Raw genomic sequence first — 21644 nt, forward strand, 5'->3', positions numbered from 1 at the left:
CCTCCCGCCGTATCCTGTGCGGATGGCTGACCCGTCGGACCTGCTGATCGACCGCACGCTCGTGCTGCTCCGGCACTCGAAGGCGGTCCCGCACGAATCGATGCCGGACCCGGAGCGCCCGCTGGCCGACCGCGGCCGGGCCGACGCCCGCGCGGCCGGCCGCTACCTCGTTGCCCAAGGCATCGAAGCGGACCTGGTGCTGTGCTCGCCCTCGCAGCGCACCCGGGAGACCTGGCAGTACGCCGCCGAGGCCGGCGCGACCGCAGCCGACATCTGGTACGACCGGCGGATCTATGACGCCGACTCCGACGAGCTGCTCGACGTCATCCGCGAGGCCCCGACCGAGGCGCGCACGGTGATCCTGGTCGGCCACGCTCCCGGCGTACCGTGGCTGGCCGACGAGCTCGCCCTCGACGGCACCAGCCCCGAGCGCGTCCAGCTCACCCAGAAGTACCCGACCAGCGGCCTGGCCGTCCTGCACCTGACCTGCCACTGGTCAGACCTCTCCGAGAACGACGCCGACCTGGTCTCGTACGTCGTACCGCGCGGCTAAGGCAACCAGTTCGTCGTGCTGTTGATCGTCACCAGGCGTTGAGTCGCTCTGGTCAGCACGACGTACAGCGCGCGTACGCCGCCCAGGGTGTCGCTGACGATGCGGTCCGGTTCGACGACGACCACTGCGTCGTACTCGAGGCCCTTTGACTCCAAGGGGCTTACGGCAACGACGCGTGGGTCGCCCAGCTCGGCGAGCACGGGGTCGACGGCCGGTCGCAGCTTCGGCGGCACGATCACGCCGACCGTGCCCTCGACCAGCTGGAGCAGCTCGACCGCCGCGTCGCCGGCGGCCTCGGCAAGCTTGCCGTGGTCAACGATCCGGTGCTCGGGCTCCACTCCGGTACGACGTACTGCGTCGGGCAGGTCCGCATCGGGCAGGCTCTGCCGGATCACCTCACCGGCGAATGCGTAGATCTCGGCCGAGTTCCGGTAGTTGGTGGACAGCCGGAACGAATGCCGCTGCAGGTGCGACAGCATCGAGTCCATCGCCGCACGGGCCTCGTCCGGGTCCGGCCACGAGCTCTGCGCCGGGTCGCCGACGATCGTCCAGCTCGCCTGCGGGCCGCGGCGGGTCACCATCCGCCACTGCATGGGGGAGAGGTCCTGCGCTTCGTCGACCAGGACGTGCGCATACTCCTCCGGCTCCTCCGCCTCGCGGGCAGCAACAGCCCGTGCCCGGCGTTCCGACGTGGTCAGCACCTCGTTGACGCCGTCCGACAGGCCCTCGAGCCAGTCGAACTCCTCGTCCTTGACCTCGGCGACCGGTGCGCGTCCCAGCAGCGTGCCCAGCTCGTCCAGCAGCGCCACGTCGGCGATGGTGAACTCGTCCGTGCCGCGAATGGCGGCAGCGAGTGTGTCGACCTCGACAGGGGACAGGTCGTTGCGAGCCCAGCGCTGCAACCGTCTCGGGTCACCGAGCCAGCGCAGGACCGACTCCGGCGTCAGCACCGGCCACCACTGGCCGAAGAACGTCCGGAACGCCGGCGTCTCGGTGACCTGGTCGCCGAACGCCTCCCGGTCGCCGTACACGCCGTTGCGCAGGTCGTCGGGGAACCGCTGCCACAGCGCAGCGACCAGGCCCTTGCGGGCTTCGGCAGCGGCCCTGTTGCGAGGCGTCCGGCGCAGCGCGTTCCGCCGCACGTTGTCCAGTTGGTTGGCGTCCAGCTCGATCGTTGCCCCGCCGACGAAGACACGCATCGTCGTGGGCGCAGTGGGCACGCGGTCGCGAGCAGCGCGCGACAGCACGCCGCGCATTCGCAGCGAGCCCTTGATGGCGGCCGCATCGGCCTCGTCGACCGCAGTGGCCTTGACGCCGTCCACCAGCTCGCCGACAGCGCGCAGCGACACGGTGTTCTCACCAAGACTCGGCAGCACGCGCTCGATGTACGCCATGAACGCAGCAGACGGCCCCACGACCAGTACGCCGCCACGCTCGAACCGCCTGCGGTCGCTGTAGAGCAGGTACGCCGCGCGGTGCAGAGCGACCACGGTCTTGCCGGTGCCCGGTCCACCACCGATCACGGTGACACCACGGGCAGGAGCCCGGATCGCCTTGTCCTGCTCGGCCTGGATGGTGGCGACGATGTCCCGCATCGTGTGACCGCGGGCCCGCGACAGCGACGCCATCAGCGCGCCCTCACCCATCACCGGCAGGTCCTCGGGCGCCCGCTCCGGCGCCAGCAGGTCGTCCTCGAGACCGATGATCCGCGGGCCCTTGTTCCGCAGCACGCGGCGGCGGACGACCTTGAGCCGGTCGGTCGACGTGGCCCGGTAGAACGGCTCGGCGGCCGGGGCGCGCCAGTCGATCACCAGCGGCTCGTACTCCGCGTCGCGGACGCCGATCCGGCCGACGTACAGCTTCTCGAGATCCGTCGCGGCGCCGGCGGCGGGCTGGTCGTCGCCGTGGTCGGAGTCGAGCCGGCCGAAGACGAGCCCCTCGTGCTCGGCGTCCAGCTCGGCGATCCGGCGGGCCGCCGCGAACACCAGCACGTCCCGCTCGTACAGACCGGTCTGCTCCTCCTCGCGGACCCGGCCGACGTTCTGCGCCTGCCCGCGCTGGTGGCCTTCGACCGCGATCCGGGACGCCGACCTGGCCGCCTCCGCGACCCGCTCGTACACCCGGTCGACGTGTAGCTGCTCAGCCGCCAGCTCAGCCCGCTCGACGTTCTCGTGATCGGCCGACGTGGGGGATTGATCCACCGAGGTCCTCTCTACTGCCGGGCACCCATCCCGACATGACACACATGAACAATCAATCCTACGTGCGCCCTTGGACCGGAACCCAACCCGGTCTCAGGCTTTCCCGACCGCGTCGGCCACGATGGCCGCACCCAGCGTGGTGGCCGGTACGCCGGACCCCGGGTGGGCTCCCGCGCCGACGCAGTACAGGCCCTTGACCGGCGACACGTTGGCAGCCCGCCGACGGGCCGTGCGGTAGCCCTCCCACGCCACGCCGGCCCACCAGGACGGCGATGTCTGCCGTGACACCACCTTGCCCCGGATGTGCAGGCCACGGGCCACCAGGAGGTCCAGTACGTCGTCCGTCGGGTAGCCGTGCACCAGCACTGACCACGCCCGATGCCCGGCCGGCGCCTGTCCACCCGTCCGTACGACGACTGTCGGCGTACCGTGCAGCACAGTCTCGAACGGCAGGCTCGGCACCGGCTGCCGCAGACCCAGGTGTACGACGTACGCGGCCTGCGCCTGGTGGGTCGACTGCACCTTCTTGCGCACCTTCTTGGCCGCCGGGTCGTCCACCAGTTGCCCGTAGAGCTCACGCGGGTCGATGTCGCTCACCACGATCTCGCCAGCAAGCTCAGTCCCGTCAGCGAGCCGTACGCCCGTCACACTGCCGTCCGATGTGGTTACTGCCACAACCTCGGCACCGGTCCGGACGTCTACCTTCCGTTCACTCGCGCGTTGCGCCAGCGCATCCGCGAGGGTGCCGAAACCGCCATCGATCGTCCAGCGGCCGAACGTGCGCTCCAGGTACGACCAGACGCCGACGTATCCCGGAGTGAGCTTCGCGTCCGATCCACCCTGTGCTGCGAAGTGCCGCAGGACCGCCCGAGCTCTCTCGTCGTCCAGTTGGCGCTGTGCGACCCGCTCCAGCGACTGCCACGGCTTGAGTGTTCTGACCGCTCCCAGGGGCAGCTTGTCCTTGAGCGGCGGCTCCAGCGACGTCTTGCGCAGTACCTGCCAGGTCTCGCTGTAGCCGTCGACCAGTGCGGTCCACTGCTGGGCCGCCCTCTCGCCGGCCAGGTCCGTCCAGGCCTGGAACTGCTCACCGCGGTCGGCGATCGGCAGGTCGAGCACCGAGCCGTCCCCGAACATGTGCCGTCGCGGCTCGGTCACAGGCTCGAGCTGGATCAGGCTCTCGATCGGACGGCCACTCTTGCGGAACAGGTCGCGCAGCGCGGCCGGGAGCGTCGTACTGGCTGCGCCTGCGTCCCAGCTGAAGCCGTCTGCCTCGATCCGGCCCAGCACTCCGCCGAGACGCTCGTCACGCTCGCAGATGGTGACCTGGTGACCCAGCTTGGCCAGGCGGACTGCACTGGCGAGACCGGCAAGGCCGGCCCCGATGACTATCACCCGTGCCATCAGAGCGCACTGCTCCCAGTCACCGGGGCACCGCGTTTCTCCCGCCAGGCCCTGAACCTGGCCCAACCCCGTCTGATGAACCGGAAGGCGACGTACACGCCGATCAGGCCGAGCAGCAGCAGGATGCCGGCGATGATTAGGGCGGCCTCCGGGTGGAAGGCGGCGAGCGTCACCACACCGGCGACCGCGACGTCCTCACCGGACGACGCCGCGATGTTGGTGACCGGCTCGGGGGAGGTGTTGATCGCGAGCCGCAGACTCGACTTGACCGCGTGCGAGAGCAGCGCGACCAGGCCGCCGGCGGTCGCGATCGCGGCCTGCTCCAGCGTGCTCGCCTCACCGGACAGCAGCGCGGCGATGATCGCGCCGACAGTGGGCCGGATCACTGTCGAGATCGCGTCCCAGGCCGAGTCGATGTACGGGATCTTGTCCGCGATGAACTCGAACGCGAACAACGCGCCGGCCGCGATCAGCACGCCGTTGGTGGTCAGTGCCTCCGGCACGTCCTCGGCGCCGGCGAAGCGGCCGAGCAGACCGAGGATCAGCACGCAGGCGTAGGCGTTGATCCCACTCGCCCAGCCGGTCGTGAACGCCAACGGCAACGCTTCCATCGTCCTGCTCCCGTAACCCTCTGTCGCCACTGCTGCTGTCAGTATTGAACCTTTTGTGGCGAGTTTTGGTTAACCGTTGACTTCCGGGTCGCCTCGACTCACAGTGATCAGGCTGCCAGTCTGTGTGACCGGCATCCCCGCCGTCGGTTCAGGAGAACAACATGCGTCGTCGTCCGAAGATTCTCGCCGCATTGGCTGCGGTAGCGCTGGCCATCACCGTGACCGGCGTGTCGTCAGGCGGTCCACCCGCATCCGCGTCGACACCAGATCCCGCTGCCTCTCCCTACAGCGCGGCGGCTGCGAAGTACGGCGTACCGGAGTCCGTGCTGCTGGCTGTGTCGTACGCCGAGACGCGCTGGGACGACCATCAGGGTGCGTCGAGCACCGACGGCGGCTACGGGCCGATGCACCTGACCGCTGTCGACCCCACTGCGGTCGTGGACCTCTCCGGCAAGCGCAAGGTCGCGAAGGCCGAGTCACTGCGGACCCTCTACAAGGCGTCCGAGCTGACCGGGCTCGACCCGGTTGCCTTGCGCAATGAGACCGCCGCGAACATCGAGGGTGGCGCTGCACTGCTTGCGTCGTACCAGCGGAACCTCGGTCTGCCAGTGGGCTCCGACACGTCGGCAGCCCAGTGGTACGGCGCGGTGGCCTCGTACGCGGAGGCCTCGGACCGTGCGACCGCATCGGCCTTCGCCGACGACGTCTACGCGATCATGGCGCGCGGCGCGGCCCGTACGACGAACACCGGGCAGCAGGTCGTGATGCCTGCCCTGGCTGTCACACCGGACAAGACGCAGGTGAACAAGCTGGCGCTGCCGGCCGGGGTGCAGGCTTCGACCGCCGGTGTGGAGTGCCCGGACTCGCTGGGCTGCGAGTGGCTGCCGGCGCCGTACCAGGACCTGGGTGGTGGCGACTACGGCAACCACGACCTGGCGGACCGGCCCAAGACCGGCAAGATCGACTACATCATCGTTCACGACACCGAGGGCGGCTGGCAGGGCACGCTCAACCTGGTGCAGGACCCGACGTACGTGAGCTGGCAGTACACGATGCGCTCGTCCGACGGCCACACCTGGCAGCACGTGAAGGCCGACGACGTCGCCTGGCACGCCGGCAACTGGTACGTGAACATGCACAGCATCGGCATCGAGCACGAGGGCTTCGCGGCCCAGGGCGCGACCTGGTACACCGAGTCGCTCTACCGCAACTCGGCCAAGCTGGTGCGCTACCTGGCCGCCAAGCACAACATCCCGCTCGACCGGGCGCACATCATCGGCCACGACCAGATCCCGGGGACGATCCCGAGCACGGTCCGCGGCATGCACTGGGACCCGGGACCGTACTGGGACTGGGAGCACTACTTCGACCTGCTCGGCGCTCCGATCTGGGGCAACTCCGTGTTCCCGGTGAAGGCGGGCTCGATCGTCACCATCAAGCCCGGGTTCGACGACAACGTGCAGGTGCTGACCAACTGCACCGGTGCGGGCACCACGTGCACGCCGCAGGGCACCAACTTCGTCTACCTGCGGCAGGCGCCCGACGACGCGGCTCCGCTGGTCAAGGACATCGGTCTGCGCCCGGACGGCTCGGACAGCACGACTGTGGTGTCCGACATCGGGGCACGGGCGGCCGCCGGCTCGCAGTACGTCGTGGCTCAGCGGCAGGGGGACTGGGTGGCGGTCTGGTACCTCGGTGCGCTCGGCTGGTTCAAGAGCCCGCCGTCGGCCCCGGATGCGTTCGCCAAGCCGGGTCTCGTGGTGAAGCCGAAGGCGGGTAAGGCTTCCGTTCCGGTGTACGGGCGGGCCTACCCCGAGCAGTCGGCGTACCCGGCGGGCATCCCGTACCAGGTGGTCACCCCGCTGCAGTACTCGATCGGAGCCGGTCAGGCCTACCCGGTGGGCGACCCGTCCATCGAGACCGACTACTACCGCGCCGTCACCTTCGCGGGTGAGCCGCCGACCGACCACGTCCAGGTGATCGGCAACGACCGGTACTACCAGATCTGGTTCGGCCACCGGATGGCCTACGTCCGTGCTGCCGACGTGGACCTGCGACCGGCTGTCTAAGCTGCTGTTGTGATCGACGAAGCCGTCCAGTCTTTGCTGGACGGCTTCGTCACGTCGGTGCGCCGGATCGCTGACGTCGAGGCGATCTGGCTGCACGGGTCGCTGGCGTTGGGCGACTTCCAGCCGGGGCGGAGCGACCTCGACGTGGTGGCCGTGGTCTCGTCGCCGCCGCCTCTGGCTGTCGCCGACCTTCATCGCCAGCTGATGGCGGCCTCGCCGCTGGCGTCGAAGCTGCATTGCTCGTACATGCTCGCGTCGGACCTGGCGGATCCGTCGGTTCGGCATCCGACCTTCGCTCAGGAGCGGTACTTCGACCGGCCGGTGACTCCGGTGACGCGGCGGGAGCTAGCCATGGGCAACAAGTCGCTGTACGGGCCGCCGCCGGCCTCGTTGCTACCGGCAATCAGTGATGCGGAGCTGTCTGCGTTCATTCGTGAGGACCTGCGGTCGTTCTGGTTGCCCGTGACAGCGCGCCGGAAGCCTTGGTACGCCGACATCTGGGTCGATCTGGGCCTGGTGACGGTCGCGCGAGCCCACGTCACGTTGTCGTCCGGTGACCTGATCACGAAGCGGGCGGCGCTTGGACTGCTGCCCGGGATGGGGGCGCCGGAGAGCGTCGTACGGGATGTGGCCCGCCGGCGGTACGGTCCGGCGGGCGCGGTGAACCCGTTCTGGCGTCAACGGCGAGCGGTGCTGACGCAGGTCTTTCTGCAGTCGGCGATTCCTGCGGTGATCAGTTCACCGTGATCGGCGTGCCCGCGGTGACCTTCAGGAGCTCGGCGTACGTAGTCGGGTAGACCGAGTGGGGGATACCGGCGGCCGCCCAGATGACGCCGTACTGCTCGAGGGCGGTGTCGACGTAGGTGCGGACCGGGTGCGGGTGGCCGACCGGGGCGACGCCGCCGATCGACTGGCCGGTGTGCTCCTTGACGAACTCCGGGGTGGCGCGGCGCAGCTTGGCGATGCCGAGCTCGGCGGCGACCTTCGCGGTGTCGACCCGGTGCGCGCCGGACGTCAGGATCAGCACCGGGGCGCCGTCGCCGTCGAAGATCAGGCTGTTCGCGATCGCGCCGACCTCGCAGCCGAGCTCGGCCGCCGCGGCCGCCGCGGTCGGGACCGCCTCGTCGAGGATCACGATCTCGCCGGTGGCCCCGGCCGCCCGGAGCGCGTCGGCCACGCGTTGCACGTTGGGATGGTTGCTCACCTTCGTGAGCTTAGGCGGCCTGTCACACCGTTTTGAGCTCGGCTGCCCCGAAGGACACGTTGAAGCGGTCGCACCAGATCGCGACGCTGCGGAAGTCGCCGAGGTCGACGGCCTTCGGGATGACGTAGTTCTGGTTGCCGTGGTTGCCCTTGAGACTGCCCAGGCTCTGGTGGTCACCGTCGTCGAACACGTGCCAGCCCGCGCGGCCGGGGACGGTTTTCGCGTCACTGAGCCAGACCTTGAGGTCGGGGCCGTCGGAGGTGCTGAGGTTCTCCAGGCGGAGGATGCGGGAGCCGTCGGGCAGCCTGAGTACGGCGACGGTGCCTTCGGTCTCGTGCTCGTGCGTGATCAGCTTCCCGGTCAGGAGCACGGTCGGCGCTGTCGGCTGCTGTGCCGGTTGCTGTGTCGGCTGCTTTGCGGAAACTGTCGGTGGCGTCGTCGACGATGACTGTGTGGAGATCGGAACGGCGCCTGGCAGCGCTTCGTCGACGACCTTGTCGGTGAAGAGCCGCCACGGCTGGAAGAGCGGCAGCGCGACCGCGGTGACCACGACGGCCACCGCCGCCGCGGCGATCACGGCTGCCCGCCACCGCTTCGTCAGTCTCGGCATCGGCGTTCCCTCCACGTCCTCGGCCTGCTTCTTCGGTGACTTCCGGCGTCTGTCCGGCGTCCCCGGGGTCTTCGGTGCTGCGTGTTCTCCAGTGTGGACGGCGGATCGGTCGCGCGGCGGCGCGCCGGGCTTACGGCCCGTTGACGTTTGTCGGCGGCCGACGATACGCTGTTCGTGTTCGAACAGATGTTCGATTACCTTCGGCCCGGTTTCGTCGGGAGACCGGCCAGGGGTGATCCGGACAGCTGGACGGCTCCGGTGCGGAGTTGCGGCCGCATCGGAAACCGGTGGTCCCGGCGGGCCGGGCGCCGAGGTGGTCCTCGACCCCCACCTCGAGCCTGTCCGCCGGGCCCCGGAACCAGCCGTCGACCAGGGGAAGCAGGCGTTCGTTCACAGGAGGCGATGGAGTATGTGGGAGTTCGACGAGGCCGTGGAAGTGCGTTCGGACGTCGTGGACGGCGTCGAGACCCCGGCGCAGTTCCTCTGGCGTGGCCGGCTCTGGCGCGTGTGCTCCGTCCAGGCCCGCTGGACCGAGACCGCCGCCTGGTGGGAGCGCGGCATCATCGGCGCCGGCCTCGGCCCGTCGTACGACGCCCGCCCCCGATCGACCGAGGTAGCCGGCACGGCTGCCCACCTGAACGGCGCGGTGGCGTCGGCGAGCCCCCGATCTCGCACCGACTGCCTGGCCGCGTCCGCTCTCGGCGGGAGCACCACCGCCCTCGCTCCCGCCGGGAGCGCCACCACCGGGATGGCCGAGAGCCCGGCGGCCGTCGGCGTGCTGGATGCGGACTGGGGGCCGCGGCGTGCGGTGTTCCGAGTAGAGGCGGGGTGCGGCCGGCACGGTCGGCGTGAGCTGTTCGATCTCGCGCACGACCCGGACTCCGGCCGCTGGCAACTGGAAAGGGTGACGGACCGATGACTGTCTCACCGGTATCTCCGGCAGCCGCCGGCGCGGCCAGCCGCGAACTGTCCCGCGCGCGAGCCGCGCTGGCCGAGGCTGTGGAGACGAGCGACCACCTGATCCGCTACTCGAGCGCCCATGTCGCAGGCCTCCGAGTTGCGGCCGCGGTCCTCGCCGTCCGCGCCCGCCCGGTCCGCTCCGGCACTCGCCGTCGGGTCCAGCGCAACGCCTGGGTGCTGCTCGCCGAGGTGGCGCCCGAGTTCGGCGAGTGGGCCACCTTTTTCGCCGCCGGCGCATCCCAGCGCGCGGCTGCCGAAGCGGGTCTGGAGCGCGCGGTCACTACCCGCGAGGCCGACGATCTCGTCCGCGCCGTGGAGACCTTCTACGACCTGGTCGAGACCAGCCTCCGGCTGTCCGCCAGCCCGGCCCTCACCGCCACCACGGACCCCCAGTCCGTCCTGACCCAACCTTGGATGCAGGCCAGCTGACCGCGTGGCTCTGTTGACCACCTGACAGCCTGACCTTGTTGACTCGGACTCGGACTCGGGAGAACCAAACCTGTGAGTGAGCTACGGCGGGGCGTCGGCAAAGACGTCTGCGGTCGCGTCCACGCCATCACCGGCGTCGAGTGCTACCTCCCCGACACCCACTACCCCAACCCGCACCACTCCATCGAAGGCGACTCCTGGCACGACGGTCTCTGCAGCAGGTGCGCCGGTGGCGGCACCGACGCCGACGCCGACGCCGTCTGCCCCCGCTGCAACGGCACCGCCTTCGAACCCGTGGCCCTCATCGACCCCGAGACCTACCAACCCGGCTGACCACCTTGCGGGTTCCCCGATGCCCGCGAGCTCGCGGCCGATCGTGACCGCTCTGATCGCGGCCGATGCTGACCGCGCTGAACCGCGCTGGTCGCGCTGAACCGCCCTGGTCGCGCTGAACCGCCCTGGTCGCGCTGAACCGCCCTGGTCGCGCTGGGGAGCTGGCGCTTCTCGTATTGCTCTCGGGCTGCGGGCTCTGTTGGTTGGGGGAATCGTCTGGACTGTTCTGGGGGTCTGGGAATTAGGGTCGGGAGGGTGAGTGAACTTCCTGTACTCGACGGTGAGGATCAGCGGGTCCTCGGAAGCCTGATGGAGAAGCAGTCGACGGTGCCGGCGTCGTACCCGCTCACCGCCAACGCGTTGCGTACCGCCTGCAACCAGACCAGCAACCGCGAACCCGTCGTCGACTACGACCAGTCGACGGTCGAGCAGACCGCGCGCTCGCTGCGGGACAGAGGCCTCCTGCGGATCGTGTGGGCCGACACCGGCCGCCGCACCCTCAAGTACCACCAGACCCTCGACGAGCGCCTGGGCCTCGAACCTGACGAGCGCGCACTTCTCACGGTCCTGCTCCTTCGGGGCGCCCAAGCGCCCGGCGAGCTCCGCACCCGCACCGAGCGCCTCCACCCGTTCCCCGACCGATCCGACGTCGAAGCCTGCCTACGGCGTATGGCCGCCCGACCCGAACCGCTGGTCCGCGAGCTCGAACGCCGCGCCGGCCAGCACGACCACCGCTGGATCCACCTCCTCGGCCCGGTGCCGGACGAAGCCGCCCAGCCCGCCGCGCCGGCCGTCGACCGCGACGTGGTGATCGCCGAGGGCGCGGACACCCGCGACGCTCGAGTGCGTTCGGCGTACGACGCTGTCGCCACCTCCTACGCCGATCGACTCATCGACGAGTTGGACGTCCTGCCCTTCGAAACCTGGCTCCTGGACCGCGTGGTCGCCCACGCCGCCGGACGCCCGATCGTGGAAGTCGGTTCCGGCCCCGGCCACATCACCGCCTACCTCGCCGACCACGGCGCCGACGCCACCGGCATCGACGTCTCACGCGCCATGGTCGAGGAAGCCCGCCGCCGCTTCCCCGACCACACTTACGAGCTCGGCGACCTCCGCCGGCTGGGGCGCCCCCCGACATCCTCCGGCTGGTCCGCAGTCCTCGCCTGGTACTCCCTGATCCACCTGGCCGCCGCCGAGCTCCCGGCCGCCCTCGCAGCCCTGACCCGCCCCCTGGACCCAGGCGGCTGGCTGGTCCTGGCCCTCCACGCCGGCTCCGAAGTCCGCCACGTCACCGACATCTTCGGCCACGAGGTCAACCTCGACTTCGTCCTCCACGACCCGGCAGCCATCGTCACGCTCATCGAGTCCGCTGGCCTGACAGACATCGAGTGGTACCTGAGAGGACCCCTCCCGACCCACCAGGAAACAACCCAACGCCTCTACGTCGTGGCCCGAACCCCCAGCTGATCCGCCTCGGCAGTGGTTGGTGTCCGTCGTTCACCGGGACCGGGCGGGTCAGCTCTTGGCGTAGGTTTCGGCGGCTTGGGACTCGAACTCGTAGGCGATGGCGGGTTGGTCGCCGACGACCCAGGCGTCGTGGCCGGGCTCGATGATGTAGGCGATGCCTGGGAGTACGCGGGCCTTGGTGCCGTCGTCGTGGACGACCTCCATCTCGCCGGAGATCAGGGTGCCGACGTGCCGCACCTGGCAGGTGTCGCCGCCGACGATGGGACGGATGCACTCGGACCAGCGCCAGCCCGGCTGGAACGTGATCCGCGCGACGCTGGCTCCTGGCAGCTTGACCACGTCGACGGTGGTCTTGTCCGGCGTACGGCGCTCGTCGGGCTCGTCGAAGGACTTGCTGTGAATGGTCATTGGGTTCCCTCCCTGGCCGGTGTTTCTTCCCCTTCTCTCCGACGATGGCGCGCCCAGCCGCACCGCGACAGACACCAGCTCTTAACGTCCGCTTACAGGACCCACAGCCGATCACGCCAGGTGGTGCGGCGCTGGCCGGCGGTGCTGGGGAAGTAGGGTGTGGCGGGGTGGGGTCATGGGTCGAGGAGGGTTATGACGATGGTCGATCGGCGGCGGCGGTCTGTGCGGACGGCGCTGGTGGCCGAGGCTCTGCGGGTGGCGCTGGCGGGGCGGGCGCGGGTTGATCCTGAGGCCGGGTTGGACATCGTCGACCTGGGTGGTGGGACCGGTGGGTTCGCGGTGCCGCTGGCGGTCGAAGGCCACCGGGTGACCGTGGTGGATCCGAGCCCGGACGCGCTGGCCTCGCTGGAGCGGCGGGCGAGCGATGAAGGCGTCAGCGCGCTGGTTCGTGGTGTGCAGGGCGACGCGGCTGAGCTTCCCGGTCTCGCGGGGGAGTCGAGTGCGGACGCCGTACTGTGCCATGGCGTGCTCGAGGTCGTCGACGACCCGGTGCAGGCGCTGCAGGCGATGGCGTCGGTACTGCGGGAAGGCGGCGTACTCAGCCTGCTCGTTGCCCAGCGCAACGCTGTCGTCCTCGCTCGCGCGCTCGCCGGCCACCTCGCCGAGGCGCGGATCGCGTTGCAGGATCCGGACGGGCGCTGGGGTGCGACCGATCCGATGCCGCGGCGGTTCGACGAGGCCGGGATCACGGGGCAGCTGGCCGATGCCGGGTTCATGGTGCACACGGTGCACGGCGTACGCACGTTCGCGGACCTCGTCCCGTCAGCGTTCGTCGACTCCGAGCCGGGGGCGGCCGAGTCGCTGGCCGAGCTCGAGCGCGCCGCCAGCCAGCACCCGGCCTTCCGGGCGCTCGCAACCCAGCTGCACATCCTCGCGACCCGCTGACCGATCGATCCGGGCTCGCCGGCTCGAGCACGGCGCTCAACCTGCGACACGCCCGGGTTGTGTTGTGAGTCACACTCGCCGCCCGGCCGCGGTCGCCTCGGGAGCTGTGAAGTCCCGGCGGCTCCGTCGTGGGTGGTCGACGGAGGGTGATGGACCGGTGACTACTCCTCGGCGGCGTGGAATAGACCGGTGCGGGGTGGATGGTGCGACACACGGAGTTTGGTGGGTTTGGAGGGTCGATGTTGTGGGCAGTTGCGGGACCGTGACGCGCTGGACAGGCGGTCAGGGTTTCGTGCAAGGCAAGCGCGGCCTAGACTGGAGTCGGCCTATCGAGATCGCGCTCATCATGGAGGGATCGACGGTGCCCCTCTCGGAAGAAGAGCAGCGCCAGTTCGAGCAGCTCGAACGTGCCCTTGCTGCGGAAGACCCGAAGTTCGTCTCCGCCATGCGAGGGACCAATGTGCGCTTGTACTACAAGCGCCGGGCAGTGCTTGCCGGCGTTGGATTCGTGCTGGGCATCGCTGTTCTGATGACCGGTGCGATCATCCCCAACACCATCATCGGAGTCATCGGCTTCGTGATGATGGTCGCCTGTCTATACATCGCTGCGCTGAGCATGAAGCGGATCAGCAACGCCGGAGACTCCGACGACATCCCGCCGCCTCCGCCGCCGACCAAGCGGCACCGGACCAAACACGACTCGTCCGGCAGCTTCATGGAGCGGATGGAGGACCGCTGGCGGCGCCGCCGCGACGAAGACCTCTGACGGTGCGGCGCTCCTGAGCGCGTAACCGGCCGACAACCACACCCGCGTCCCTGGTGGCGCGGGTGTGGTTTTTGTTTGGGGTACGGCGGGGGTGGGTGCCGCTGCCGCAGCGTTTGCCGGCGGGTGCGGGTAGCTCCCGTTCGGCGCTTTGCAGGTCGGCGGTTGAGTGGCCGATGGTGCGCAGGCAAAGCGCCGAACGGGAGCAGTTGTGGGTCAGGAGGGGATTGCCAGGCAGGCTAGCCGGCGTGGCGGCGGCGTAGGGCCAGGGAGCGGAGGCGGGCCAGGAGGAGGTCGAAGTCGTCCAGGAGGTCGGAGGCCTCGGTGCTGCCCCGGCTCAGGTACCAGCGCCAGGAGGGCGGCAGCAGCCGGGCTCGCCAGCGGCGCAGGTGGGAGGCCTGCGTCCACAGGGCCTTGCGTACGGCGGCTGCCTCGGAGCGCAGGTCCATGGTCACGTCGGCGTCACCGGCGTACCGCAGGGCCTCGATGCCGCGAGCGACCCGGATGGCCTGTCGGTGAACATCAGCCGGCAATTGGCCGACCAGCCACTCGCCGGACTGCCGCGGTGTGGCGATGTCGGACCAGTCCAGTCCGAGGTCGCGGGACGTGTCCCGGATCTCGGCCCACAAGCCCTCGGCTCCGAGCCGGCCCGGCGGTCTGGCGAACCGCTGTCGCCTGGTCAGGCCGCGGATCAGCCACGGCACGCAGAGCAGCAGAAGCACCCCGAGGGCGATCGCGATGTTCCGGCCACCGCCGTTGGTGAACCAGTTGCCGCTGTCAATGATCGGGACGCCGGTGTCGTCCGGCAGATTCCGGTCGTCGGGCCGTTCCAGACCCGGGTCCTCGGTGGCGCCCGGAGTGCTCGGGGCGGTGGTCGGCGCCGTCGTCGGGCCGGCCGGGTTCGGGGTCGCGGGGGCGGTCCAGCCCGGCGTGCTCGCGACCCGGGCGGCCGGGGTCGGCTCGAACCGGACCCAGCCGACGCCCTGGAAGTACAGCTCCGGCCAGGCGTGCATGTCGTGCATCTTGACGGTGTACTCGCCGTCCTCGCCGGCCTGCCCGGGCAGGAACCCGATGCCGACCCGGGACGGGATGCCTGCGATCCGGGCCATCAGCGCCATCCCGGTGGCGAACTGCTCGCAGTACCCGGTCTTGGTCTCCAGCAGGAAGTCGCGCAGCGCCCGCATCCCGCTGCCGCGGGTGGTGTCGGTGCTGTAGGTGAAGCCGCCACCGCTTCGGAACCAGTTCTGCAGCAGCACGGCGGCCTCGAACTGGTTGCTCCCGGCACTCTTCGTGATCTCCTGGGTCAGCTCTTTGACCGACTGCGGGGTCTGCCGCGGGACCCGGCTGGTGAACTGGTCCGGCTCACCCTGGCCGCTCGCGTCGTGCAGCTGCTGCGACGTCGGCTGCAGGTCGTACGACGTCACGTCGTACTTCTTGCCACCGACCACCTGGCCGTTGGAAGAGACCACGTCGAGCGTGCCGGCGTCGAAGCGCCAGTCCCGCTTCAGCGAGATCGAGCGCACCGGGTAGGGGACCGGGGCGAACTGGGAGCGGAAGCTCCGGCTGACGTCGATCTCCATCTTGGACTGCGGGACCTTGCTCAGGTCGCCGCTGTACCCGGGCGGCGGGGTCAGCTCGCTGCCGATCTTGCGGCCCTCCTGGCGGGGCGCGATCCGCCAGATGTCGCCGTCGAAGAAGTCGAGTGCGGTCAGCCGCAGGTAGGTGCCGCCGGCCGGGCCGCCCTTGTAGGTGAGGGCGACGACGTTGTCGCCGCGCTTCAGGTTCCGGCCCATGTCCAGCATCGGGTCCGTCGACGAGATCGACGCCCCGACACCGGTCCCGGGACCGGTGCCGGCCAGACCGTTGCCGATGACACCTTCGGGCAGGGCGGGCAGCAGAGCGGGCAGCAACGCCGCCAGCGCGACGACGGTCAGGCCGATCCGGCGGCCGGCCTGACCGAGCGCGGACGCTTCCACGGGCTCGGCGGCGTCCAGGTGGGACACGCCGGAGATGCGCCGGCCCCAGCGGCTGAGCCGGCTGCGGCCTTCGGCCGACAGCAGCAGGATGTACCCGAGCGCCGGCGGGATGAACAGCAGTGCCGGCAGGCCGCCGTGCACGGTCGCGGCCGGCACCGTGTACATGATCAGCAACAGCAGCCCGGCCCACGCGGCCTGGCGAAGCTGTACGGCGATGACGTGGATGAGCAGGCCGGTCGCGGCGATCACCGAGGCGGCGAACAGCGTCAGGTGCGAGTCCGGTGGCAGTGGCGCGCTGAACCGATTGATCGAGTCCATCGCGTTGACCATCTGCTGGTTGAACTCCAGCGCGGTCGCCTTCACCGGGATCAGCCCGAACTTCAGTGTGTCCCGCAGGAAGAAGAACGAGATCAGCTCCACCAGCACCAGGAGCTGGACGAACGGTACGACGAGCCGCGGGGCGCGCAGGTTCTGCAGCAGGATCCCGACACCGGTGATCGCACCACACAGGAGCGCGCTGATGAACAGGAACGGCCCGGAGAACACCGGGGTGAGCACCAGCGCTCCCAGAACGGTCGCGCCCCAGGCGGCAAGAGAGATCCTCGCGTGGCCGGTCATGCGATCCTTCCGCTCCGTAGTCCTAGGCCGGACCACACGGTGGGTAGGTGGTCGCCGCGGTGGACTCTGGCGACGCGCCAGCCGTTGTGGCGCAGCTCGTTCTCGGTGGCGTCCGCGGCTGCCTTCAGCCGGTCCGCCTTCTCACTCGGCTCGGCGCCGACCGCCCAGCTGGCCGCGTCGAGCACCAGCGCGACGCCGATCGCCTGGCTGGTCCGCCAGCGGTTCAGCGAGGTGATGTCCTCGGAGTTCAGCGCGCCGACGATCGCGATCACCAGGCTCGGCTCCTGCGCGTGCCGGTCTACGGTCAGCAGTGGGCCGATCTCGGCGTACTTGTGCTCCTCGACGGTCGCGCACTCCGTCAGCAGCTGCTGCGCGCTGAGCGGTTGGTGTACGGCGGTCGACGACCGGTGGCTGATGGCCGACAGAGTGGTCGGCCCGCCCAGCATCGTGGTGACGTAGCCGCGACGGATCCGGTCGGTGCCGATCGAGGCGGCAGCGCTGACCGCCCACTCGAGGCTGGACGACGGGCCGTGCCCGTGGTGCGAGATGGTCCGCGCGTCCAGGAACATCGCGCACCGGCTCTGCCAGGGCTGCTCCTCCCGCCGCACCATCAGCTCGCCGCGGCGCGCGGTGGACCGCCAGTGGACGCGGCGCAGGTCGTCGCCGTCGCGGTACTCGCGAACTGTCGCGTCCTCTTCACCGGCCGAGGCGATTGCACGCGGCCGGTTCTCACCCGAGCCGGCCCGGTCCGCACCCAGCCGGATCTCGGGCAGCCGGTAGACCCGCGGCGTGACCAGCAGGTGCTGGCTGCGGGTGAACGTCCGGCTGGTCTCCACCAGGCCGAACGGGTCGGCCACGGTCAGCATCAACGGTCCGACCTGGAACAGTCCGCGGACGTCGCTCTTCACCGGGTAGGTGACGGTGCGACGCCAGTTCGGGCTGACTCGGTCGACGACGAACCGGGGCCGGTGCCCCAGTACATAAGGAATACGGTCCTCGAGCAGCAACAGTCCGGCCGGCATCCGGCCCTGGTTGCTGAGGGCAAGCTCCACCGTCGCCTGCGTGCCGACCGGGACCTGGTCCGGTGCGAGGCTGCGCCGTACCTGCAGTCGCAGCCGGGTCCGCCCGACGACGAGCGCCGCGACGACCGGCAGCGCGACCAGCAGGATGCCGACGCGCAGCAGGTCCTTCTGACCGAGCAGGAGCGCGCACAGGGATGCGGTGATGCCGGCCGCGACGAAGGCCCGCCCTCTGGTGGTCAGCCCGCGCAGTGCCTGCCGCATGTCTCAGTCCCGACGTGCGCGGGGCAGCGCCACCGTGGCCACCAGCCCCGAGATGATGTCGGCTGCACCGCGCCCACCGAGATGCGCCTCAGCCGCAGGAAGAACACGGTGTGCCAGCACCGGCACAGCGAGCTCCTGGATGTCGTCCGGCAGGACGAACTCACGGGAGTCCAGCGCCGCTGCGGCCCGGGCCGCGCGGATCAGGTGCAGCGTCGACCGCGGGCTCGCTCCCAGTCGCAGCTCCTGCGAGCGACGGGTCGCGCCGACGAGGGCGACGGCGTACTCCTTGACCGACTCCGAGACGTGCACCGACTGCACCGTCTTCACCAGGCGCAGGATCTGCTGGCCGTCGGTGACCGGCTGCAGGGTCTGCAGCGGGTCGTCGGCCGCGTGCCCGTCCAGCATCCGCAGCTCGGCGGCCGGCTCCGGGTAGCCCATCGAGACACGAGCCATGAACCGGTCGCGCTGGGCCTCGGGAAGCGGGTAGGTGCCTTCCATCTCGATCGGGTTCTGGGTCGCGATGACCATGAACGGCGCCTCGAGCTGGTACGTCGTGGTGTCGACGGTGACCTGGCGCTCCTCCATCGACTCCAGCAGCGCGGCCTGGGTCTTCGGCGAGGCGCGGTTGATCTCGTCGCCGACCACGATGTTCGCGAACACCGCGCCGGGCTTGAACTCGAAGTCACGGATCTCCTGGTTGAAGACCGAGACGCCGGTGATGTCGGACGGCAGCAGGTCGGGCGTGAACTGGATCCGGCGCACGCTGCAGTCGATCGACTTGGCCAGCGCCTTGGCCAGCATCGTCTTGCCGACGCCGGGCACGTCCTCGATCAGCAGGTGCCCCTCGGCGAGCAGGACCGTGATGGCGACCTCGACCACGTCGGGCTTGCCTTCGATCACCTGCTCTATCGCCCGGCGGACCCGGCCCGCCACCTCTGACAGCTCGTCGAAGTCCCCGGCTCCGGCCAGCGCCGAGCTGGTCGCGGTGGTGCTCACCCTGTGTCCTCCCCATTCGTTGACGGCCGACACATTCTCACCCGCTGTAGGGGTCCGGCCTAGAGCAGCGGAAGTTTTGTTACCTGGCGTTTCGGTGTTCATCGGCACAGGCCCTCACCGGCGTGGGTCGGAAAGTCGTCCCTCCAAGCGTACGGGTGGCCAAAACCCCACGCTGCGCAAACGACGCCGCCGCGACCTTGAGAACCCACCAACCACTTTCCGGGCCCAGAAATGGCTGGTGGGTTCTCAAGGTGGAGCGAAGTGGAGGACGCGGCACGCGGGGGCCACGCCTGGATTCAGGCGGCGCGTGGGGGAAACGGGGCGGAAGTTGGTTGACGGTGGTGGAAAGTGGAGTAAGGTGGAGCGCAGTGGAACTAAAGTGGTGGAAACAGCTCGCCTAAGTCGGAGGGTCCGCAACGGGGAGGTGGAGCGTGTTCCTCGGAACTCACTTCCCCAAGCTCGACGACAAGGGACGGCTGTTCCTGCCGGCGAAGTTCCGGGAGGAACTGGCTGACGGCCTGGTGATCACGCGTGGACAGGAGCGGTCGCTGTCCGTGTGGCCGGAGCGCGAGTTCGTCCAGCTGACCGAGCAGTTGAAGCAGGCGCCGATCACCAACAAGGGTGCGCGGGACTACCTGCGGATGCTGTTCGCCGGAGCCTCGAACGAGGTGCCGGACAAGCAGGGCCGGGTCACCATCCCGCCGATGCTGCGCGATTACGCAGGACTCGATCGCGACTGCGTCGTCATCGGGGCGATGAACAGGGTGGAGATCTGGAACACGGAGAACTGGAACAGGTACTCCCAGGAGCAGGAGCAGGCGTTCGCCGATCTCTCCGAGGAGGTCCTGCCGGGCATCTTCTAGAAGAACAGTGGGCGAGCGGTACCGCGGCCACACCGGCCGTCCGGTGAGATCACGGGTCCGACTTCCGACCTCAGGTGTTGACGCCACTTCCCCGGCGCCAAGACCCCGAGGTACTTCCCCGGAAGGCGTACCCGCGATCTGACCGGACGGAGTCGTCTCCGGGTTCGCACCACTGAACCGCACCACAGGACCTGCGGGGGCAGGGTCGCTCCCGCGGCGACGGAAGGGTCGAGGATGGACGCTGCGGAGCGGCATGTGCCGGTGATGCTGGAGCGCGTGGTCGCGCTGCTGGCTCCCGCACTCGCGCACCCCGGCGCAGTCCTCGTCGACGCCACTCTCGGTCTCGGTGGTCACTCCGAGGCGTTCCTGCGCCAGTTCCCCGAGGCCCGGCTGATCGGGCTCGACCGCGACCCCGAGGCGCTGCGCCTCGCCGGCGACCGGCTCGCGCCGTACCAGGAGCGGACGACCTTCGTGCACGCCGTGTACGACGAGCTGCCGCAGGTCATGGCCGACCTCGACGTGCCCGCGATCGACGGGATCCTGTTCGACCTGGGCGTCTCCTCGATGCAGCTGGACGAGGCCGAGCGTGGTTTCGCCTACGCGCAGGACGCGCCGCTGGACATGCGGATGGACAGCACCGGCCCGACCACGGCCGCGGACATCGTGAACACCTACAGCGCGGCCGACCTGGCCCGGATCCTGTTCCAGTACGGCGAGGAGAAGTTCGCCCGCCGGATCGCGGACCGGATCGTCCGCGAGCGCGAGACCGAGCCGTTCACGAACAGCGCCCGGCTGTCCGAGCTGGTCCGCAACGCGATCCCGCAGGCGGCCCGCCGGACCGGGGGACACCCGGCGAAGCGGACCTTCCAGGCGCTGCGGATCGAGGTGAACGGCGAGCTCGAGGTACTGCGGCGGGCGCTGCCGGCCGCGATCGAGGCGCTGGCGCTGCACGGCCGGATCGTGGTGATGAGCTACCACTCGCTCGAGGACCGGATCACCAAGCAGACGTTCGCGGCCGGGACCAAGTCCGACGTGCCGGACGACCTGCCGGTCATCCCGGCCGGGCACGAGCCGTACCTGAAGCTGCTGACCCGCGGCGCCGAGCGGCCGACCGAGGAGGAGGTCGCGGCGAACCCGCGGGCCGCCTCCGCTCGCGTGCGGGCGGCCGAGCGAGTCCGGGAGAAGGGGCTGGTGGCCTGATGAGTACTGTCTTCAGCCCGCAGAAGGCGCGGGTCACGCCGGCGCCGGCGAAGCGGCCGGAGCCGAAGCTGCGGGTCGTCTACGGTGCGCCGTTCCGGCCGCCGCGGATGCCGTTCGTCATCTTCGTGGTGTCGCTGCTGGCGGCCGGCCTGGTCGGCTTGCTGCTGCTCAACACGGAGCTGCAGAGCGGGACGTTCCAGGTGACCGCGCTGAACAAGCAGGCCGACCAGCTGCGGGACCAGCAGGAGTCGCTGGAGAAGCAGGTGCGCACGCTGGAGTCGCCGCAGAACCTGGCCGACCGGGCGCTGCGGATGGGCATGGTGCCGAACCCGAACCCGGTGTTCCTGCGGCTGTCCGACGGGCAGGTGCTGGGTGTGCCGGAGGAGGGCAAGGCCGGCACGGGTACGGCGATGTTCGGTCCGGGCACGCCGACGTCGGTGTCGCCGAAGCCGCCGGTCACCACGGTCAAGCCACCCAACGTGACCGTGAAGCCACCCGCGGCGACGGTGAAGCCACCCGCGACGACGGTCAAGCCGCCTGCGGCCACTGTGAAGCCGCCGGTCACCGCGCAGAACCGGGCGGCGACGGGCACCACCGCACGGACAGGTACGGCGACCGGCAACAAGCCGCCGGCCACGACCACGCGTACGACGACCACCGGGGGATGATCGGATGACGGACCGACGGGGCAGCGAGCCGCCACGCAAGCGTGGTGAACCGGGTCGGAGCAATCCGACCCGCAAGGCTCAGCCTC

21 protein-coding genes are annotated in these 21644 nt (G+C 69.9%); 12 read left to right on the forward strand and 9 right to left on the reverse strand.

The window, feature by feature from the left end:
- Window positions 1–22 precede the first annotated feature (22 nt).
- On the forward strand, window positions 23–553 hold the full coding sequence (locus ACIBGM_RS18755) for a histidine phosphatase family protein (protein ID WP_360528558.1): 531 nt from the start codon (window positions 23–25) through the stop codon (window positions 551–553).
- Here the strand turns inward: ACIBGM_RS18755 and ACIBGM_RS18760 are convergent.
- From ACIBGM_RS18760 to ACIBGM_RS18770, 3 genes are all read right to left on the reverse strand, one after another.
- Complete coding sequence (locus ACIBGM_RS18760) at window positions 550–2754, reverse strand: UvrD-helicase domain-containing protein (RefSeq protein ID WP_360528555.1); 2205 nt, start codon at window positions 2752–2754, stop codon at window positions 550–552. The two genes, ACIBGM_RS18755 and ACIBGM_RS18760, sit on opposite strands and share 4 nt — an antisense overlap.
- A 93-nt stretch (window positions 2755–2847) precedes the next feature.
- Window positions 2848–4155 carry a phytoene desaturase family protein gene (locus ACIBGM_RS18765; RefSeq protein ID WP_396386293.1) on the reverse strand — a complete coding sequence of 436 codons (1308 nt, stop codon included), beginning with the start codon at window positions 4153–4155 and terminating at the stop codon, window positions 2848–2850.
- Window positions 4155–4766, reverse strand: a complete 612-nt coding sequence (locus ACIBGM_RS18770; protein WP_360528550.1) for a DUF4126 domain-containing protein — start codon at window positions 4764–4766, stop codon at window positions 4155–4157. Before ACIBGM_RS18770 ends, ACIBGM_RS18765 begins: the two co-directional genes overlap by 1 nt.
- Window positions 4767–4927: 161 nt before the next feature.
- Between ACIBGM_RS18770 and ACIBGM_RS18775 the strand changes: the two genes are divergently transcribed.
- Together ACIBGM_RS18775 and ACIBGM_RS18780 are read left to right on the forward strand one after the other, a co-directional pair.
- The gene (locus tag ACIBGM_RS18775) at window positions 4928–6835 is read left to right on the forward strand and encodes a peptidoglycan recognition family protein (protein ID WP_360528547.1); all 1908 of its coding nucleotides are present in this window, start codon (window positions 4928–4930) and stop codon (window positions 6833–6835) included.
- A gap of 9 nt (window positions 6836–6844) precedes the next feature.
- Entirely contained in the window at window positions 6845–7582 is a 738-nt protein-coding gene (locus tag ACIBGM_RS18780) for a nucleotidyltransferase domain-containing protein (protein ID WP_360528544.1), read from the forward strand.
- On the opposite strand, the gene ACIBGM_RS18785 is transcribed toward ACIBGM_RS18780, so the two are convergent.
- Together ACIBGM_RS18785 and ACIBGM_RS18790 are read right to left on the reverse strand one after the other, a co-directional pair.
- Window positions 7569–8039 carry a YbaK/EbsC family protein gene (locus ACIBGM_RS18785; protein WP_360528541.1) on the reverse strand — a complete coding sequence of 157 codons (471 nt, stop codon included), beginning with the start codon at window positions 8037–8039 and terminating at the stop codon, window positions 7569–7571. The genes ACIBGM_RS18780 and ACIBGM_RS18785 overlap by 14 nt on opposite strands.
- A 22-nt stretch (window positions 8040–8061) precedes the next feature.
- A complete protein-coding gene (locus tag ACIBGM_RS18790) occupies window positions 8062–8649 on the reverse strand; it encodes a DM13 domain-containing protein (protein WP_360528538.1) in 588 nt (195 codons plus the stop codon).
- Between the two features lie 409 nt (window positions 8650–9058).
- Between ACIBGM_RS18790 and ACIBGM_RS18795 the strand changes: the two genes are divergently transcribed.
- The 4 genes from ACIBGM_RS18795 to ACIBGM_RS18810 all read left to right on the forward strand — a co-directional run bounded on the left by ACIBGM_RS18795 (window position 9059) and on the right by ACIBGM_RS18810 (window position 11838).
- Window positions 9059–9568: a DUF6504 family protein gene (locus ACIBGM_RS18795; RefSeq protein ID WP_360528535.1), complete on the forward strand. Its 510-nt coding sequence runs from the start codon at window positions 9059–9061 to the stop codon at window positions 9566–9568.
- Window positions 9565–10038: an SAV_6107 family HEPN domain-containing protein gene (locus tag ACIBGM_RS18800; RefSeq protein ID WP_360528532.1), complete on the forward strand. Its 474-nt coding sequence runs from the start codon at window positions 9565–9567 to the stop codon at window positions 10036–10038. The genes ACIBGM_RS18795 and ACIBGM_RS18800 overlap by 4 nt, the downstream gene beginning before the upstream one ends.
- A gap of 72 nt (window positions 10039–10110) precedes the next feature.
- Complete coding sequence (locus ACIBGM_RS18805; protein WP_396386294.1) at window positions 10111–10371, forward strand: hypothetical protein; 261 nt, start codon at window positions 10111–10113, stop codon at window positions 10369–10371.
- A gap of 255 nt (window positions 10372–10626) precedes the next feature.
- Window positions 10627–11838 carry a DUF480 domain-containing protein gene (locus ACIBGM_RS18810; protein WP_396386295.1) on the forward strand — a complete coding sequence of 404 codons (1212 nt, stop codon included), beginning with the start codon at window positions 10627–10629 and terminating at the stop codon, window positions 11836–11838.
- A 48-nt stretch (window positions 11839–11886) separates the two neighbouring features.
- On the opposite strand, the gene ACIBGM_RS18815 is transcribed toward ACIBGM_RS18810, so the two are convergent.
- Window positions 11887–12246 carry a cupin domain-containing protein gene (locus ACIBGM_RS18815; RefSeq protein ID WP_396386296.1) on the reverse strand — a complete coding sequence of 120 codons (360 nt, stop codon included), beginning with the start codon at window positions 12244–12246 and terminating at the stop codon, window positions 11887–11889.
- A 192-nt stretch (window positions 12247–12438) separates the two neighbouring features.
- On the opposite strand from ACIBGM_RS18815, the gene ACIBGM_RS18820 reads away from it, so the two are divergent.
- Window positions 12439–13191 carry a methyltransferase domain-containing protein gene (locus tag ACIBGM_RS18820; protein WP_360528520.1) on the forward strand — a complete coding sequence of 251 codons (753 nt, stop codon included), beginning with the start codon at window positions 12439–12441 and terminating at the stop codon, window positions 13189–13191.
- Window positions 13192–13453: 262 nt separating this feature from the next.
- The gene (locus ACIBGM_RS18825; RefSeq protein ID WP_396386297.1) at window positions 13454–13957 is read left to right on the forward strand and encodes a DUF3040 domain-containing protein; all 504 of its coding nucleotides are present in this window, start codon (window positions 13454–13456) and stop codon (window positions 13955–13957) included.
- A 236-nt stretch (window positions 13958–14193) separates the two neighbouring features.
- Here the strand turns inward: ACIBGM_RS18825 and ACIBGM_RS18830 are convergent, their stop codons facing one another.
- From ACIBGM_RS18830 to ACIBGM_RS18840, 3 genes are read right to left on the reverse strand one after another with little or no spacing between them, the layout of a single operon-like run.
- Window positions 14194–16548 carry a transglutaminaseTgpA domain-containing protein gene (locus ACIBGM_RS18830; protein ID WP_396386298.1) on the reverse strand — a complete coding sequence of 785 codons (2355 nt, stop codon included), beginning with the start codon at window positions 16546–16548 and terminating at the stop codon, window positions 14194–14196.
- Window positions 16545–17831, reverse strand: coding sequence for a DUF58 domain-containing protein (locus ACIBGM_RS18835; protein ID WP_360528511.1), 1287 nt, complete (start codon window positions 17829–17831; stop codon window positions 16545–16547). Before ACIBGM_RS18835 ends, ACIBGM_RS18830 begins: the two co-directional genes overlap by 4 nt.
- 3 nt (window positions 17832–17834) lie before the next feature.
- Window positions 17835–18773 (reverse strand): AAA family ATPase, encoded by a 939-nt coding sequence (locus ACIBGM_RS18840; RefSeq protein ID WP_396386497.1) that lies wholly within the window; start codon window positions 18771–18773, stop codon window positions 17835–17837.
- Between the two features lie 485 nt (window positions 18774–19258).
- Between ACIBGM_RS18840 and mraZ the strand changes: the two genes are divergently transcribed.
- The 3 genes from mraZ to ACIBGM_RS18855 all read left to right on the forward strand — a co-directional run bounded on the left by mraZ (window position 19259) and on the right by ACIBGM_RS18855 (window position 21558).
- Window positions 19259–19690: a division/cell wall cluster transcriptional repressor MraZ gene (gene mraZ, locus ACIBGM_RS18845; protein WP_360528505.1), complete on the forward strand. Its 432-nt coding sequence runs from the start codon at window positions 19259–19261 to the stop codon at window positions 19688–19690.
- Window positions 19691–19924: 234 nt separating this feature from the next.
- A complete protein-coding gene (gene rsmH / locus ACIBGM_RS18850) occupies window positions 19925–20890 on the forward strand; it encodes a 16S rRNA (cytosine(1402)-N(4))-methyltransferase RsmH (RefSeq protein ID WP_396386299.1) in 966 nt (321 codons plus the stop codon).
- Window positions 20890–21558 (forward strand): hypothetical protein, encoded by a 669-nt coding sequence (locus ACIBGM_RS18855; RefSeq protein ID WP_360528499.1) that lies wholly within the window; start codon window positions 20890–20892, stop codon window positions 21556–21558. Before rsmH ends, ACIBGM_RS18855 begins: the two co-directional genes overlap by 1 nt.
- The last annotated feature ends 86 nt before the right edge of the window (window positions 21559–21644 follow it).

Origin of the sequence: Kribbella sp. NPDC050470, from assembly GCF_044458365.1 — a bacterium.
Lineage (GTDB): Bacteria > Actinomycetota > Actinomycetes > Propionibacteriales > Kribbellaceae > Kribbella.

Bases quoted from the DNA above. Each gene is read 5' to 3' on its own strand.
- ACIBGM_RS18755 (WP_360528558.1), top strand. From the start codon at position 23: ATGGCTGACCCGTCGGACCTGCTGATCGACCGCACGCTCGTGCTGCTC.
- ACIBGM_RS18770 (WP_360528550.1), bottom strand. From the start codon at position 4,766: ATGGAAGCGTTGCCGTTGGCGTTCACGACCGGCTGGGCGAGTGGGATC.
- ACIBGM_RS18775 (WP_360528547.1), top strand. From the start codon at position 4,928: ATGCGTCGTCGTCCGAAGATTCTCGCCGCATTGGCTGCGGTAGCGCTG.
- ACIBGM_RS18800 (WP_360528532.1), top strand. From the start codon at position 9,565: ATGACTGTCTCACCGGTATCTCCGGCAGCCGCCGGCGCGGCCAGCCGC.
- ACIBGM_RS18765 (WP_396386293.1), bottom strand. From the start codon at position 4,155: ATGGCACGGGTGATAGTCATCGGGGCCGGCCTTGCCGGTCTCGCCAGT.
- ACIBGM_RS18855 (WP_360528499.1), top strand. From the start codon at position 20,890: ATGAGTACTGTCTTCAGCCCGCAGAAGGCGCGGGTCACGCCGGCGCCG.
- ACIBGM_RS18830 (WP_396386298.1), bottom strand. From the start codon at position 16,548: ATGACCGGCCACGCGAGGATCTCTCTTGCCGCCTGGGGCGCGACCGTT.
- ACIBGM_RS18790 (WP_360528538.1), bottom strand. From the start codon at position 8,649: ATGCCGAGACTGACGAAGCGGTGGCGGGCAGCCGTGATCGCCGCGGCG.
- ACIBGM_RS18820 (WP_360528520.1), top strand. From the start codon at position 12,439: ATGACGATGGTCGATCGGCGGCGGCGGTCTGTGCGGACGGCGCTGGTG.
- ACIBGM_RS18795 (WP_360528535.1), top strand. From the start codon at position 9,059: ATGTGGGAGTTCGACGAGGCCGTGGAAGTGCGTTCGGACGTCGTGGAC.
- rsmH (WP_396386299.1), top strand. From the start codon at position 19,925: ATGGACGCTGCGGAGCGGCATGTGCCGGTGATGCTGGAGCGCGTGGTC.
- ACIBGM_RS18815 (WP_396386296.1), bottom strand. From the start codon at position 12,246: ATGACCATTCACAGCAAGTCCTTCGACGAGCCCGACGAGCGCCGTACG.
- ACIBGM_RS18835 (WP_360528511.1), bottom strand. From the start codon at position 17,831: ATGCGGCAGGCACTGCGCGGGCTGACCACCAGAGGGCGGGCCTTCGTC.